At 50.1% G+C, this 15,039-nt stretch carries 15 protein-coding genes; 14 read left to right on the forward strand and 1 reads right to left on the reverse strand.

The window, feature by feature from the left end; all coding sequences use genetic code 11:
- Nucleotides 1-19 precede the first annotated feature (19 nt).
- The 8 genes from NFS31_RS13625 (at nt 20) to pseG (ending at nt 6,012) form a co-directional block, all read left to right on the forward strand.
- Complete coding sequence (locus tag NFS31_RS13625) at nt 20-688, forward strand: LbetaH domain-containing protein (RefSeq protein ID WP_251495963.1); 669 nt, start codon at nt 20-22, stop codon at nt 686-688.
- Nucleotides 688-1,386, forward strand: a complete 699-nt coding sequence (gene pseF, locus NFS31_RS13630; RefSeq protein WP_251495965.1) for a pseudaminic acid cytidylyltransferase — start codon at nt 688-690, stop codon at nt 1,384-1,386. Before NFS31_RS13625 ends, pseF begins: the two co-directional genes overlap by 1 nt.
- A gap of 1 nt (nt 1,387) precedes the next feature.
- Complete coding sequence (gene pseI, locus NFS31_RS13635) at nt 1,388-2,446, forward strand: pseudaminic acid synthase (RefSeq protein ID WP_251495968.1); 1,059 nt, start codon at nt 1,388-1,390, stop codon at nt 2,444-2,446.
- On the forward strand, nt 2,443-2,931 hold the full coding sequence (locus tag NFS31_RS13640; protein ID WP_251495970.1) for a GNAT family N-acetyltransferase: 489 nt from the start codon (nt 2,443-2,445) through the stop codon (nt 2,929-2,931). The genes pseI and NFS31_RS13640 overlap by 4 nt, the downstream gene beginning before the upstream one ends.
- Before the next feature lie 4 nt (nt 2,932-2,935).
- Nucleotides 2,936-3,613, forward strand: a complete 678-nt coding sequence (locus NFS31_RS13645) for a formyl transferase (protein WP_251495972.1) — start codon at nt 2,936-2,938, stop codon at nt 3,611-3,613.
- A gap of 43 nt (nt 3,614-3,656) precedes the next feature.
- On the forward strand, nt 3,657-4,361 hold the full coding sequence (locus NFS31_RS13650; RefSeq protein ID WP_251495974.1) for a PIG-L deacetylase family protein: 705 nt from the start codon (nt 3,657-3,659) through the stop codon (nt 4,359-4,361).
- A 123-nt stretch (nt 4,362-4,484) separates the two neighbouring features.
- Nucleotides 4,485-4,961, forward strand: a complete 477-nt coding sequence (locus NFS31_RS13655; RefSeq protein ID WP_251495976.1) for a formyltransferase family protein — start codon at nt 4,485-4,487, stop codon at nt 4,959-4,961.
- Nucleotides 4,939-6,012: a UDP-2,4-diacetamido-2,4,6-trideoxy-beta-L-altropyranose hydrolase gene (pseG, locus tag NFS31_RS13660; protein ID WP_275563892.1), complete on the forward strand. Its 1,074-nt coding sequence runs from the start codon at nt 4,939-4,941 to the stop codon at nt 6,010-6,012. The genes NFS31_RS13655 and pseG overlap by 23 nt, the downstream gene beginning before the upstream one ends.
- A 142-nt stretch (nt 6,013-6,154) precedes the next feature.
- On the opposite strand, the gene NFS31_RS13665 is transcribed toward pseG, so the two are convergent.
- Entirely contained in the window at nt 6,155-6,844 is a 690-nt protein-coding gene (locus NFS31_RS13665) for a hypothetical protein (protein WP_251495978.1), read from the reverse strand.
- 262 nt (nt 6,845-7,106) lie between these two features.
- On the opposite strand from NFS31_RS13665, the gene NFS31_RS26885 reads away from it, so the two are divergent.
- The 6 genes from NFS31_RS26885 (at nt 7,107) to NFS31_RS13690 (ending at nt 15,023) form a co-directional block, all read left to right on the forward strand.
- Nucleotides 7,107-7,232 (forward strand): hypothetical protein, encoded by a 126-nt coding sequence (locus NFS31_RS26885; protein WP_275563893.1) that lies wholly within the window; start codon nt 7,107-7,109, stop codon nt 7,230-7,232.
- A gap of 698 nt (nt 7,233-7,930) precedes the next feature.
- Complete coding sequence (locus NFS31_RS13670) at nt 7,931-8,446, forward strand: transcription termination/antitermination NusG family protein (RefSeq protein WP_251495980.1); 516 nt, start codon at nt 7,931-7,933, stop codon at nt 8,444-8,446.
- A 173-nt stretch (nt 8,447-8,619) separates the two neighbouring features.
- Complete coding sequence (locus NFS31_RS13675) at nt 8,620-11,154, forward strand: sugar transferase (protein ID WP_251495982.1); 2,535 nt, start codon at nt 8,620-8,622, stop codon at nt 11,152-11,154.
- Nucleotides 11,155-11,158: 4 nt separating this feature from the next.
- Complete coding sequence (locus NFS31_RS13680; RefSeq protein ID WP_251495984.1) at nt 11,159-12,637, forward strand: B12-binding domain-containing radical SAM protein; 1,479 nt, start codon at nt 11,159-11,161, stop codon at nt 12,635-12,637.
- Nucleotides 12,638-12,648: 11 nt separating this feature from the next.
- The gene (locus NFS31_RS13685) at nt 12,649-13,809 is read left to right on the forward strand and encodes a glycosyltransferase (protein WP_251495986.1); all 1,161 of its coding nucleotides are present in this window, start codon (nt 12,649-12,651) and stop codon (nt 13,807-13,809) included.
- The gene (locus NFS31_RS13690; protein ID WP_331482646.1) at nt 13,794-15,023 is read left to right on the forward strand and encodes a nucleotide sugar dehydrogenase; all 1,230 of its coding nucleotides are present in this window, start codon (nt 13,794-13,796) and stop codon (nt 15,021-15,023) included. The genes NFS31_RS13685 and NFS31_RS13690 overlap by 16 nt, the downstream gene beginning before the upstream one ends.
- Nucleotides 15,024-15,039: the final 16 nt, after the last annotated feature.

The raw sequence follows: 15,039 nt of genomic DNA on the forward strand, positions 1-15,039 counted from the left end.
TATGGAGGGAGGCCGGTTTATGGGACTGGAGCTGGCGGTTTCAAGGGATGGACTATGTGTGCTGGCAAACAGGCAGCTTTCTTTATTTAACTGCGCAGAACTGGTGGATCCGTATATGGAGAGAGTATTGGGAAAACTGGAATATTGTTTCTTAAGGATTACCAATAAATATTACCGCGGATGCTCGGGGGGGGGGTATTTTTCCCCATTCCAGAGCGCGCAGTATGCCCAGTTCCTTTATGTTCTTTCAAGGCTTGCATTTCTGGATGGGAACAGGGAGCTGGCGGAAAAAAGCTATTATCTGAATAAGATGCTTCATTCGGTGGACTGGTTTTACGAAGTGGAGCTGCCGGATATCTTTTTTGCGGATCATCCGCTGGGGTCTGTGTTAGGGCGCGCAGTATATTCGGATCGGCTTGTGGTCTCACAGGGGTGTACAGTTGGGAACAACCATGGGATTTATCCGTCCATCGGCCGGAATGTTGCGCTGCACCCCATGTCGAGTGTGATCGGGAACAGCCGGATTGGAAATAATGTGGAAATTTCGGCTTATGCATTCATAAGGGATGCGGTGATTCCGGATAACTGTATCGTATTTGGGCACAGCCCGGATCTGATTATAAAAAAAGAGACGGAACATGAAATGAAAACCCGTCTGAATCAGTTTGTATATGAAGAGGAAGTGTAATGAAATCAATCGCCATAATAACAGCCAGGGGCGGCAGCAGACGGATTCCTGGGAAAAATATCCGGGATTTTTGCGGAAAACCGATTATTGCATATAGTATAGAAGCCGCTCTCGGGAGCGGGATTTTTGAGAAGGTCATGGTTTCTACAGACAGCCGGGAGATAGCGGATATTGCCATGTCATACGGCGCTGAGGTTCCGTTTTTCAGGAGCGCCGCGGCAAGCGATGACTATGCCACGACGGCGGATGTCCTGGCCGAGGTTCTGGAAAGCTATGAGAAGGAGGGCAGGAGCTTCGGGCGGCTGTGCTGCCTGTATCCGACAGCCCCGTTTGTTACAGGAGACAAGCTGCGGCGCGCGATGCGGGAACTGGAGGAGAGGGGGGCTGATGCGCTTATGCCGGTTGTGCGCTTCGGATACCCGCCGCAGAGAGCGGTTGTCATCCACGGCGGAAAGCTGAAATATCAGTATCCGGAATATGAACGCGCGCGCAGCCAGGATCTGGAGCCGCTTTACCATGACTGCGGGCAGTTTTACATCTGCGAAACGGATGCGTTCCGCAGGTGCGGTTCACTGATTACGCCCGGGACGATCCCGTTTATTGTTCCGGAGGAAGAGGTCCAGGACATTGATACACTGTCGGACTGGAAGCTTGCGGAAATCAAATACAGGGCTGTTCTGGAAAAGGGGAGAATGTGAAATGTTTCATTTATATGAAAAAATCGGCCAGGGAGAGGTGTACTTTATTGCAGAAATGAGTGCCAACCATGGAGGAAAGCTGGAATATGCGCTGGAGATCGTCCGCCGGGCCGCAAAAGCCGGCGCGGATTGTGTGAAGATACAGACGTATACGGCGGATTCCATGACAATTGACTGCGATAACGAATATTTCCGTATCCACGGCGGGCTGTGGGACGGGTATAATCTTTATAACCTGTACCAACATGCCGGAACGCCGTACGAGTGGCAGAATACGATTAAAGAGGAATGTGAGCGGTGCGGCGTGGATTTTCTGTCCACGCCGTTTGACAGGAAGGCAGTTGATTTCCTGGAGGGGCTCGGTGTGGGGGCTTTTAAGATTGCGAGCTTTGAGCTGGTGGATATCCCGCTTATTGAGTATGCGGCTTCTATGGGAAAGCCCATGATTCTTTCCTGCGGAATGGGCAGCCCGGAGGAGATCCGGGAGGCAGTGGATGCATGCCGGCGCATGGGTAACAGCCGGGTTGTGCTTTTAAAATGCTGCAGCGAATACCCGGCGAAATGGGAGGATATGCATCTGGGGGACATCCCGGATCTGAGGGCGCGTTTTGGCGTGCCGGTCGGGCTTTCGGATCACAGCATGGGAAGCCTGGGAGCGGTGGTCGGCGCGTCGTTAGGGGCCTGTGTGGTGGAAAAGCATGTGAAGCTGCCGGGCACAGACAGCGCGGATTCGGAGTTCAGTATGGAAATGGACGGCTTTGCAGAGATGGTCCGGGAAGTAACCTGCGCAAAGATGATTGCCAGGCAGGGAGATTACACCCTCACAGAGGAAGAGAGGAGCTCCCTTGTGTTCCGGCGGAGCGTGTTTGCCGTAAAGGATATCCGGAAAGGAGAAGAATTTACAGAGGAAAATATACGTGTGATCCGGCCGGGATATGGCATGAAGCCGAAGTATTATAAAGAGCTCATCGGAAAGAAATCCCCATGTGATATAGGAAGGGGAGAACCGGTTGAGGAAGAGGTTTCCGGTAAAGTAAGGCTGCGGGGCGGGGAAAAATGAAGAAGGAATGGTATTTTGAATCGGAGCGCCTCCAGTACCGTTCGATTCAGTTAGGAGATACAGAAACGCTTGTCTCCTGGAGGAGCCGGCCGGATAGGATCCGATATTATTGTAATCCGGTTCCCATTACCAGAGAGGCTCACATGGAATGGTTCAGAAACAGCTATTTAAAGGATCCTTCAAGAGCTGATTTTCTTGTGTCAGACAGAGATACAGCCGTTGGATTTGTAGCGCTTCTTCACATGGATCAGGCAGCAGGCCGCTCGGAAATCAGCTATACCATCGGGAATACGGACTATACGGGCCGCCGCCTCAGTATGGAAATGATCCGCGCCCTGTGCTTATTTGGCAAAGAAACCTTTAAGCTTAAAGTGTTTACTGCAAGGATCCACAGAGATAATATCAGCTCCAGAAAAGCGGCGGTGTCAGCCGGCTTTTCTCTAAAAGATTCCAGTGAAATATTCTGGGAATACAGAAAGGGGTAAAAGAATGTCCTGTTACCTGGTTGCCGCTGCGAAGTCATGGAACATCAGAAACTCAGAAAAGCTGATTTCCAAATATCCGGAACACCGGTTTGAGGTGATTACCAATCCGTATGGATTAACGGAGGCGTTCGTTAGGGAAGCGTATCCGGAATATATTTTCTTTCCGCACTGGTCATGGATGATCCCAGCCAATATTTATGAAAATTTTAAGTGCATCGTATTCCACATGACGGATCTGCCTTTTGGGCGAGGGGGAAGCCCCCTGCAAAACCTGCTTGCCAGGGGAATCTACCACACAAAGATTTCCGCAATCAGGGCTGTGAAAGGGCTCGATCAGGGGGATATTTATCTGAAGGAACCGCTTGATTTAAGTTCCGGAAATGCGGATGAAATTTTACAAAGGGGGTCTGAAATTATATACACTAAAATGATCCCGCGTTTTATAGAGGAGACGCTGATTCCGGAAAAACAGAGCGGGAAAGCGGTAACATTTAAGCGCCGTACGCCAAAGCAGAGCGAGATTCCGGACGGCCTGACACAAAGGCAGTTATATGACTATATCCGGATGCTGGACGGGGAGGGGTATCCGGCGGCTTATAAACTGTTTGGGGATAGGCGGGTTTATTTCCGGAATGCGAGATTCTGCGGCGGTACCGTATATGCAGATGCGGAATTTGTGTAACTGTCCAGAGGTTATCTGAAGGGTTGCCAGAGAGGGAGCTTATATGGAGAATGTTTTGGTAGTAGCGGCACATCCGGACGATGAGCTGTTAGGAGTGGGAGGCACGGCGCGCCGTCTTGCAGATGAAAAAGCATGCGTGCGCGCGCTGATTCTGGCGGAGGGGCTGACCTCCCGGGGAGAAAAGAGGGAAGATACCTGCGCGCAGGAACTTGAGAGCCTGAGGGAGGACGCCTGCGCGGCTGCCAGGGAGATTGGATACGCCAGCATTGATTTTTGCGGCTTTCCCGATAACCGGATGGATGGAATGGAGCTTTTGGATATCGTTAAAACAGTCGGCCGCTTTATTGAAAAATACGGTCCGGATACGATCTTTACACATCATCATGGGGATTTGAATATTGATCACCAGCTCACCTGTGAGGCAGTTCTGACAGCCAGCCGTCCTGTCGGGGGATGCTGCGTACAGAGGATTTACGCTTTTGAAACGCCGTCGTCCACGGAGTGGAACTATACATACAGGGAGCCTTTTGTCCCAAATGTATTTTTTGACGTGACGGCCACGCTGGAAGCAAAAATCAGGGGAATGGCGCGCTATCGCAGCGAGAGCGCTTTGTACCCTCATCCAAGGAGCCCCAAAGCGCTGCGGGCCCTGGCGGCCCTGCGCGGCAGCAGCGCAGGCTTTCAGATGGCAGAAGGGTTTATGCTCCTTCGGGAAATGGTTCCAGCTGCGGGGGAGGGTATAGAGTAAGCCTGTGCCGTCCTGGCGGCAGACGCCGGGTGTATGCCGCATGAGGATCCTGTGCCTGTATCAGAATGATTGTGCGGCAGAATTGTTTGCATGGCTTAAATGGATGGGGCATGAGACGGTCCTGTGGAAAAAGAGCTGGATATGGAATGGCTCCGGACAAACCGGTTTGATTTGACAGTCAGTTACATGTATAGATATATCCTTACGGAAGAGATTCTTAACGCGCTGGGGAATAATGCGGTAAATATCCACAACTCATACCTGCCCTGGAACAGGGGCGCGGATCCGAATATCTGGAGTTTTATTGTTCAGACGCCGCGCGGTGTAACGCTTCACTATATGAACGCGGGGCTGGACAGGGCGGCGAAAGAGCTGCTTAAAAATGCGTTCCGGTATTATTCCTGCTGGGAGGGGATTCGCAAAACGCCGACAGGGCAGGGCAGCTACCATGCAGTAAAGGACAGGATGTACTTTAAAGAAATTCTTTACAGGGGATATGATATAAAGGTAAGCGATTTTTTGGAAATGCTGGAGCATTCTCCAGACACGCTCCAAAGCAAATGTATACAGAAAGCGGGTGTTCAGCATAAGAAAAGATAAAAGACGGATTTTTTTCCGTGCGGACGGAAATGCAGAGATTGGAAGCGGGCATGTGATGCGCTGCCTGTCTTTGGCGGCTGTGTTTAAAAATAAGGGGTATGAATGTATCTTTCTTACAGCCGACCGTTCAATGGAGGCTTTGATCACACGGTCAGGATACGGAAATCTCTGCCTGGATGCGCAGTGGAGGAATCCGGAGGGAGAAATGGCGCAGCTGCTCCGGCTGATAAAAGAATACAAGCCGGATTTTCTGGTGGCGGACAGTTATTTTGTCACAATCCCTTACCTGGAGGAACTGAAGCGGCATGTATATCTGGTATGCTTTGATGATTTAAAGCCGTTTCGGTATCCGGCCCATGCAGTTATCAATTACAACCTGTTTTCAGCAGATATGGGGTATAACGGCCTTTATAAGGGAACAGGGACGGTTGTGATGCTGGGTCCTGCCTATGCGCCGCTGCGTGAGGAATTCAGGCATATGCCTTCAAGGCATATCACGGGCATAAAGAATATACTCCTGTCATCCGGAGGCGCGGATCCGGCGGGCATGACGCTGTTTTTCCTTAAGTTGGCTGAAAAAGAGAACCGGCGGGATATCCTGTTCCACATAGTGATCGGGCCGCTGAACCCGGCTCAGGAAGAGATTAAAAGACGGGCCTGTCTGCTTCCAAACCTGCGGGTTTATAAAAATGTGAAGAGAATGAGCGCGCTGATGGCAGGCTGCGATCTGGCTGTGTCAGCAGGCGGTTCGACCCTTTATGAGATATGCGCATGCGGCACGCCGGCGATTACGTATGCCCTGGCGGATAATCAGATTGAGAATGCAGTGAAATTTGAAAGCGCCGGGTATATGATGTATGCGGGGGACTGCCGTGCGGGAGATTCTTTTAAAAAGAACCTGGCTGGCAGGATAAACGAGATGTTATACCTGGATGCAGGGAAATTAAATGAAATAAGCCGCAGGGAGCAGGCGCTGGTGGACGGGAGAGGCGGGGAGAGGATAGCTGAGGAGATGATGAAAAGAATCTGCAGCCGTTCAGATCGCCTCTGAACGGCTGCAGGATTTCAAACTATTATTCTGGGAGTATGGCGTAACATATGAACAAAAGGGCGGATTTATTCCCGCGAGCAACGAGCCAAGTGGGCATGCCTGCATGCATATTTGGCGACTGCCGCGAAGGTCAAATACCCCGCTACTCTGTAGCGCTGCAAGTTTGACGCCCCGTTGCTTGCAGCGGGGATGTTGACTTACCGGCATTTTTAGGTAAGGAAGGGAGGTTCCCGGGCTTTTGCCTGTTCCGATCCGCATACAGAACCTCATACACCCTGTTTTCATAGTGCGAGAGGGGCCTCAGACGCCTTTGTATCGGATCAAAACAGAGATACGAGCCGTTTTCCGCACCGATGATCAGGACATAGTGAAAGGCGCCCAGGCCGCCTTCGCGCACCCGGGCGATTGGGTAGCGGCCGGCCTGGAGCTGGCGCATCATATCATTTCCATCCACACTGCCGTAAAGCTCTAATGAGACATGCAGCCTGGCTGCGATCAGTGTGTTCCATTGGACTGTGGATCCTTTGACGGAGAGGAGCGTAAACCCCAGGTATGGCGCGTCGGGTTCGGTTTTCTGCAGCCGCAGGGAACGCCTGATACAGCAGGTAAGATAGCGGGATTCCTTTTCCTGCCCGAGGCTGCACTGGCAGGACGGTATTTCCTCGGGGAACGGAACGTCAGCAGACGGGAGCATCTCCACGCCCCCGTAAAGCCGCTGGAAGATCATGCAGGCTGTTAAAAGCAGAATTCCTGCCAACACAGATAAAAGTTTCTTTGTTTCAATCGCCGGGGGATCCGGCAGAAGCGGTTTTTTCTGCTGTATGTCGTCCATTTGTGCGTGTGCCTCCCCAATTTAACGACGGTTCCTCATTGGCCTGCTTCCTGTGAATCGTGATGAAGGAAAAGGATAGTTTATTGCCTGAATGAAAAAACCATACTGTCTCTTTCTTAAAGTATAGCTGATTTTGTCCGGATGTACAATGCTCTGCAGAAAGAAATGCAAAAGTTATCCGGCGCGGCTGGCTGCCGGAAAAGGAAAAAGAGCGGCGGCAGGAGTCACAGGCCATTGATTAAAGGCTGCAGGTCTGCTATACTTGAGTTATCCAACAGAGGTTTTGTGTAAATTAAGGATGGCAGAGGAAAAATGGAAAGAGGCAGAAGAAGAGCTGGCGGACGCGGCTGCTCTTTCCGGCCTGAAAGAACTTTGTTTCTGCAGATGAAAACATTCTGGGCGAAAATGGAAAGATTGACCCAGCAAAGCTGGAACCCATTGTGTTTGATCCGGTAAACAATGCCTATCTGAAGCTGGGCGAAAAGGTGGGGAACGCCTTTCAGGACGGAATGAAACTGAAATAACGGCAGAAAAACAATAACAACAATAACAACGCAGAACAGGGCGCTGGCAGAATGGAAGTAAAAACCATTTTGCCGGCGCTTTTTCTGCCTGCGGGGAGGTTACGGACAGACAAACAGCATGAGACGCCGTCCTGTGCCTGGTTCCTGTGATTTTTGCTGTCGTGAAAGTAATATGCGATAATAACATTGCCGGATGCAGTTGATGAACTGATCAGATAAATGGGGAAATAAGCCTGCTTTATGGTTCGCGCGCTTATTTTCAACAGGAAGTAATGATTTGTCAGGCCGGCATCAGTCTTTGATGACTGGAAATTACCGCCGGGTTTCGTAGAATACCTTAATCTAAGAAATTTTTCTTTATTATACTACGCTTCTTCCGTTATTTCAATGGGATTTTCTATCAGATATGTTTAAAAATTTCAATTAATTTCTTTATATATCTTAATTTTATTTTCCAGACAAAACAATCAGATTTCAATCAAAGTTTTCACATGTCATATTTCGTGGAATAAGGTATTCTACGAAATTCAGGTATGGCTGCAATGCCGGAAGGGGTATGCCAATGGAACAATGGTATGTTTTAAAAACGTTTCCGGGAAGGGAAGAGAAGGCCGCGGATCTGCTAAAGCGGAATATTACGCCTGCTCTCTGGGAGCAGTGTCGGGTTCTAAAGAAGGTAAAGGTATTTCGTTCCGGCGGGGCGTTGCATTTTCCAGAGGAGGTGTTGTTTCCTGGGTATTTATTTATTCGGACAGCCTGCCCCAAATCTCTGGAAAAAGAGCTGAAGCGGTCCAGGGATTTTCCGCAGTTTCCATCCGTCACTCCTGTGGAGCCGGCTGATCTGACATTTTTAAAAGATGTATGCGGCGAGGCTTTGGAGCAGCCTATGGGTATCACCAGGCTGACGCTGGATAGGGAAAAACAGATTATCCGGGCGGAGGGGATTCTGAGCGGGTATCTGGATCGGATTATTAAACTGAACCTGCACAAGCGGTTTGCCCTGGTGGAAACCGCCCTGTTTAACCGGATTCAGCCGATACTGTTTGGCGTAACGCTGGAGCAGGATGTTCCAACATGAAAGGATAAAAGCAGTTAAGAAAACAGGGGAGTGCAGAGGGGCTGCCGTAAAACGATTGTAATAACTGCCAGAACGGCTTAGGCAGTCTGAACCGTTATTATTCCGCAGCGGATATAAAAAAGGTATGGGAGATACAGATTTTCATGGGAAATAACAGAGGAAAACGAAAAAAAATGGCAATTGGCTTAATGGGACTTTCCTGTCTTTATGCCTGTTTGTCTGTAATAGCGGAAAAACACAATGAGTCTGTGGGAACTGTCGGTGGAAATCAATCTCGTTCTGGAGCTGAAACGGATTTTCCCTTACGTTCGTTATCCGGCGCGGAGCGCGGATCATTCTATGAGACGATTGTGAAGCCTCTCCTTGATAAAATGCTGTCCTTTGCCGGCCTCATTGCGCTTGCGCCGTTTGGCGCAGTCATCGCTGCCGTGATATACCTTCATGATCCGGGGCCCGTATTTTTTACACAAAAACGAGTGGGTAAAGATAAGAAATTGTTTTATCTGCATAAGTTCCGCACCATGCGGATGGATACGCCCCATGACGTCCCGACCCATCAGTTGGAGCATCCGGAGCAATATATCACAAAGCCCGGACGTTTTCTGCGAAAACACAGCCTGGATGAGCTGCCGCAGATTTGGGATATATTCAGAGGAAAAATGAGCGTTGTCGGTCCCAGGCCGGCTTTGTGGAATCAAACGGATCTGATAGAAGAGAGGGAAGCATATGGCGCGAACAGCGTCATGCCGGGCCTGACCGGATGGGCGCAGCTAAACGGCAGGGATGAGCTGACAATCCCTGACAAGGCAGAGCTGGACGGGGTGTACTGCAGGATGCTGCGTAAAGGGGGAATCAAGGCATTTTTATTTGACGCCCGGTGCTTTGCGCGGACCTTTCAATCCGTTGCGGACGGCCGCGGCGTGGCAGAGGGAGATACAAAATTCCGTGTAAACCAGTCCGAGGCCGGGTTTGAGGAATACGGGCATTTAAAGAGCTTCCACATTGATAAACATGTCCCCAGACGCGTCCTGATAACAGGAGCCGGATCGTATGTCGGAGAAGCGTTTCGGAACTATGCTTCGAGCCATTATCCGTCTCTGACCGTCGATACGGCGGACATGTTGGATCCTGCCTGGCGCCAATCCCATTTTTCTGAGTATGACACGGTCTTTCATGTCGCCGGGATCGCGCATGCAGATATCGGAAAGGCAGATGAAAAAACCAGACAAAATTACTATGCTGTCAACCGGGATTTGGCGGTTGAGGCCGCGAAAGCCGCGAAGGCGTCCGGCGTCCGGCAGTTTGTATTCATGTCCTCTATGATTATTTATGGAGAGTCATACCCGTACAAAAGACAGAGGATGATCGATGAATACACGCTTCCCTGCCCCGCCAATTTTTATGGGGATTCCAAATGGCAGGCAGATAAAGAAATCAGAAAGCTGGGGAGCAAAGACTTTGCGGTTGCGGTTCTGCGCCCTCCGATGATTTATGGATGCGGATGCAAGGGCAACTATCCGGCGCTTCGCAGGCTGGCCCGGGCTCTGCCGGTTTTCCCGGACGCGGATAACTGCCGTTCCATGCTTTATATTGATAATCTGTGTGAATTTCTCTGCCTGCTGATATTGAGCGGGGAGAGCGGCGTGTATTTTCCGCAGAACGAGGAATACAGCAGTACGGCAAAACTGGCCAGGGCGATAAAAAGGGAGGCGGGAAGAGAGCTTACGCTTTCCTCCCTGCTTACTGCGGCAGTGGCGATTGGCTCACATATTCCGGGGAAAACAGGCAGGCTGGTGAAGAAAGCGTTTGGAAACAATGCGTATTCTCAGACGCTGTCGGTTTACAGGGGACTGGAGTACCGTGTCTGCAGCCTGGAGGATTCCATCCGGGCTTCGGAAGGGAAAGAGATATGTAAGGGGCAGCAGGCGGGGCCGGGCCTTGTGTCCGTTATTACGCCTGCCTATAACTGCGCCGGCACAATCGGGGAAACGATTGAGAGCGTAAGAAAACAGACGTATCAGAATTGGGAAATGCTGATTGTGGACGACGCTTCGACGGATCATACGGCGGAGGTTGTGGGAGAGTATGCGCGGCTTGATCCCAGAATACGGCTGTTTTCGTTAGAACATAATTCCGGTTCGGCAGCGGCGCGGAACCTGGCTATCGCGAATGCAGGCGGCAGATGGATTGCGTTTCTCGATTCAGATGATCTGTGGAAGCCGCAGAAGCTGGAAAAACAGACGGAGTTTATGATGAAACATGGGTTTGCGTTTACATTCACTTCGTATGAGACATTTAAAAGCTCCGCGGATTTGAAGCGAAGAGTGTTTCGCGCGCCATACAGCGTCCGGTACAGGCAGTATTTAAGAAACACGATTATCGGCAATCTGACGGTGATGATGGATCGCTCGAAAATCGGAGAGATTCATGTGGAATCCGGGTATCTTGAAGATGTGCTGACATGGATGCATTATCTGAAGCTGGGATATACGGCATACGGCCTGGATGAAAATCTGGCCAGCTACCGCGTGGCCGGGAATTCCAAATCCGGAAATAAGTTAAATAATGCCAAGAGATATTACCACTGTCTGAGAGAGGTTCAAAAGCTGTCAGCAGCCGAAAGCCTCATTTATGAAGCGTGTTATCTGGCAAATGCCATAAAAAAGAGGATGTTTGGCAGCAGCGCGGTATACAAAGAGGAGGAATAACCAGATGAAGATCAAAGTGTTACTTTTAAACCCGCCGTTTTTGGACCGGTATTCCAAAAGCTCAAGAAGCCCTGCGGTCACAAAGAGCGCGACGGTATATTATCCTCTCTGGCTGTCCTATGCCGCCGGCGTCCTGGATCAGAAGGGGTATGAGCTGAAAATCATCGACGCGCCTGCCAGGCGGCTGAAACGGCAGGAGACGCTTGAAATGATAGAGGAGTTTCAGCCGGGGCTCGTCGTGATCGATACTTCGACGGGTTCGATCAACAGTGATCTCGCATTTACAAAGAAGATAAAAGAAGCGATGCCGGAGGTAAAGACATGCCTTGTAGGCACGCACGTGTCTGCAACCGTTCCGGAGATACTCCCCAGGCGCGCTGATTTCGTGGATTTTATTGCAAGGCATGAATATGATTACACGCTTCCGGAACTGGCAGAGGCGATCGGGGGAAGCAGGGAGCTTTCCGACGTGCAGGGCATCAGTTATTGTGAAAATGGGGTTCTGAAGGAAAACGGCGACAGGCCATATATCGAAAATCTGGATGAGCTCCCGTTTGTGACAAGGGTATATGAAAAATACCTGGATTACAGGGATTATTTTTATGCGCATGTCAGTTACCCGACCGTCAGCTTTTTTTCAAGCCGGGGATGCCCCTCAAGATGCATGTACTGTATGTATTCACAGGTCATGTTTGGAAAGAAGTACCGGAAACGAAGCGCAAAAAACATATTTGACGAGGTGCGGTATGTTGCGGCGCATTTTCCGGATGTAAAGGAAATCCTGATAGATGACGACAATTTTTCGGTGGATCAGAACAATGTGCAGGAATTTTGCAGGCTCATGATCCAGAACAGGGTGAAACTGAAATGGGTCGCGGAGTGCAGGGTGACGCTGACCTATGAAACGATGGTTCTGATGCGCAGGGCCGGATGCCGCCTGATCGTCACCGGCTATGAGAGCGGAAGCCAGAAGATCCTTGATAATATGCATAAAGGCATCACGCTCGAACAGTCCAGGAAATTTAACGATGCAGCCAAAAAAGCCAGGATGCGGATCCACGGGTGTTTTATGGTTGGAAATCCGGGTGAGACGAAAGAGACGCTTTATGAGACTCTGAGATTTGCAAAAACCCTGAAAATGGATACGGTTCAGTTTTTCCCGCTAATGGTGTATCCGGGGACAGAAGCCTATGAATGGGCGAAATCGAACCATTATATTAAGGCAAAGTCATACAGGGACTGGCTGCAGAAGAACGGGGAGCACAACTGCGTCATTGAGACAGAGGAGCTGTCAGCGCAGGATTTGGTTGATTTCTGTAATATTGCAAGAAAGCAGTTTTACTTAAGGCCGGGATATATACTGATGAAGGCCGGGCAATGCCTGACAAGCAAAGATGACCTGGTCAGGACAGCGAAGGCATTTGCAAAGTTCTGGAGGTATCTGTTTGCCCCGGCGGGAGGACAGAAGCGGCTGAACCGATAAAAGAGGGAAAAATGAAGATATGTCATATGACATCCACACACAGGGAAAAAGATCAGCGTATTTTTGAGAAGGAATGCGTATCCCTGGCAAAGCGTGGATATGAAGTTTATTTGGTGGAACAGGGTATCACGGAGGATGCAAAGGGCGTGCATATCCTTGGGACAGGGGAGACAAAAAAAGGCAGATATTACCGTTTGCTGGCGCGGCCTGTGAATGTATGGCGCATAGCCAGGCGTATTGATGCGGATCTCTATCATTTCCATGATATGGAACTGCTGCCGTATGGAAATCTTCTGAAAATGTGCGGGAAAAAGGTGATTTTTGACTGCCATGAGGATTTTGCCTCCAGATTTGCGCGCAGCGATGCGATTTTGGCGCCCGGATGTGTGAAGAAGCTGCTGCAGATTCTGTACCAATGGTACGAGTATCATTCGGTAAGGAAATATGATGCGGTCATTTCCGTGACACCCCATATCTGCAGGCGCTTAAAGAGGATGAATCCGGAAACCTATATGATCACGAATTATCCGCTTTCCGACGCGGAGGAATGGAACCGGGAGGAGCAAAAGGACAGTCCGGAAAATGCCATCGTATATGCCGGCCAGATTGACGATACGTACAGGCTTACGTTCATCACGGAGGCGATTCAGGAAATTCCGGATATCCGATTCCGGATATGCGGCCATGAAAGAAAAGAGGGCGATATAGACGCTATAAAAGCCGTGGATCGGAATCACAAGGCGGAGTTTGCAGGGAGACGGCCGTTTATGGAGATTCCCGCTTTTCTGAAAACCGGCTGCATGGCCATCGTTTTAACGTCCTATTGTGAGAATTCCGGGTGGAAGGCAGGGAATATCGGTTCCAATAAGCTGTTTGAGGCAATGCTCTGCGGGCTCCCGGTGATATGTACCGATTACGATTATTTTAAGAGAATCGTTGAACAGAACAGGTGCGGGCTTTGTATTAACCCTTACAAAAAGAGCGAGCTGATAAACGCTGTCACATACCTGCTGGAGCATCCCGGAGAGGCCAGGGAAATGGGAAAAAGGGGGAAACGGCTAATCGAACGGAAATATAACTGGAAGACGCAGGAGCAGGTTCTTTTTCATATCTATGAACGTATGGCGGCTTCGGTAAAAGAGGAGGAGGATTTAAATTGCTCTCACAGGTGAATGTGATCGGACTTGGATATATTGGATTGCCGACTGCTTTAATGCTTGCGTCGCACGGCATAAATGTGGTTGGCACAGATAAGGACAAAAGGCGGATTGAAACATTAAATCAGGGCAGAACCACCTTTAGGGAAGCGGATTTGGAAGGGCTGTTCCAGGAAGCCTTATCTGCCGGCATCCGTTTTACGACAGAGTATCAGGCCGCGGATACATATATTGTTTCCGTGCCCACCCCATATGATAAGTTCAGCAAAAAGGTGGACGCAGGGTTCGTAGTGGACGCGGTAAAGGAGATTCTGAACGTATGCCCTCCCGGCGCGGTGATCGTGATTGAATCCACGGTTTCCCCCGGGACGATTGATAAATATGTGCGGCCGGAGATTGAACGAAAGGGTTTTCGGATCGGGAGAGATCTGCATCTGGCGCATGCGCCGGAGCGCATCATACCTGGAAATATGGTTTATGAGCTGATCCATAACAGCCGCACGATCGGGGCGGACGAAAGGGAGACAGGAGAGGAGATAAAGAGGCTGTACGCTTCCTTCTGTCAGGGAAACATTGTCGTGACCGATATCCGCACCGCGGAAATGACCAAGGTGGTGGAAAATACCTTCCGCGCGGTGAATATTGCGTTTGCGAATGAGCTGGCCAAAATATGCAGGCATGATGATATGGATGTATATGAAATTATCAGGATCTGTAATATGCATCCAAGGGTAAATATCCTGCAGCCGGGGCCAGGAGTGGGCGGTCACTGCATCAGCGTGGATCCATGGTTTCTGGTGGGCGATTATCCGTCGCTGGCAAAGGTCATCGATGAATCCATGAAGACCAATGACCAGATGCCGGATTTTGTCCTGAACCGGATCTATGAGATTATGAAGGAAAACGGGATGGAGGACATCAGCCGTGTGGGCCTTTACGGACTGACTTACAAGGAAAATGTGGACGATATGCGGGAGAGCCCGACCCTGCAGCTCTTAGAATCGCAGGAGCGCCATCTGGCGGCGGGCTTAAAGGTTTACGATCCGCTGATACCGCAGGACGCGGCGCCAAACCAGTATCACGATCTGGATGCGTTTTTAGATTCCGTTGATTTGGTAGTGATCATGGTCGGGCACGATGAAATCAGGGAAAATATGGAAAAACTGGCGGGAAAAACCGTGCTGGACTGCCAAAACATCTGTACTCTTAAAGGGGTATACCATTTATAAGGCAAAATCAGACCCG

The sequence above is a fragment of the Otoolea muris genome (genome assembly GCF_943193115.1).
GTDB classification, from domain to species: Bacteria; Bacillota; Clostridia; order Lachnospirales; family Lachnospiraceae; genus Otoolea; species Otoolea muris.

Bases quoted from the DNA above. Each gene is read 5' to 3' on its own strand.
- NFS31_RS13625 (WP_251495963.1), top strand. From the start codon at position 20: ATGGGACTGGAGCTGGCGGTTTCAAGGGATGGACTATGTGTGCTGGCA.
- NFS31_RS13670 (WP_251495980.1), top strand. From the start codon at position 7,931: ATGGAACAATGGTATGTTTTAAAAACGTTTCCGGGAAGGGAAGAGAAG.
- NFS31_RS13675 (WP_251495982.1), top strand. From the start codon at position 8,620: ATGGCAATTGGCTTAATGGGACTTTCCTGTCTTTATGCCTGTTTGTCT.
- NFS31_RS13645 (WP_251495972.1), top strand. From the start codon at position 2,936: ATGTCCTGTTACCTGGTTGCCGCTGCGAAGTCATGGAACATCAGAAAC.
- NFS31_RS13650 (WP_251495974.1), top strand. From the start codon at position 3,657: ATGGAGAATGTTTTGGTAGTAGCGGCACATCCGGACGATGAGCTGTTA.
- NFS31_RS13665 (WP_251495978.1), bottom strand. From the start codon at position 6,844: ATGGACGACATACAGCAGAAAAAACCGCTTCTGCCGGATCCCCCGGCG.
- NFS31_RS13640 (WP_251495970.1), top strand. From the start codon at position 2,443: ATGAAGAAGGAATGGTATTTTGAATCGGAGCGCCTCCAGTACCGTTCG.
- NFS31_RS13680 (WP_251495984.1), top strand. From the start codon at position 11,159: ATGAAGATCAAAGTGTTACTTTTAAACCCGCCGTTTTTGGACCGGTAT.
- pseF (WP_251495965.1), top strand. From the start codon at position 688: ATGAAATCAATCGCCATAATAACAGCCAGGGGCGGCAGCAGACGGATT.
- NFS31_RS13685 (WP_251495986.1), top strand. From the start codon at position 12,649: ATGAAGATATGTCATATGACATCCACACACAGGGAAAAAGATCAGCGT.
- pseI (WP_251495968.1), top strand. From the start codon at position 1,388: ATGTTTCATTTATATGAAAAAATCGGCCAGGGAGAGGTGTACTTTATT.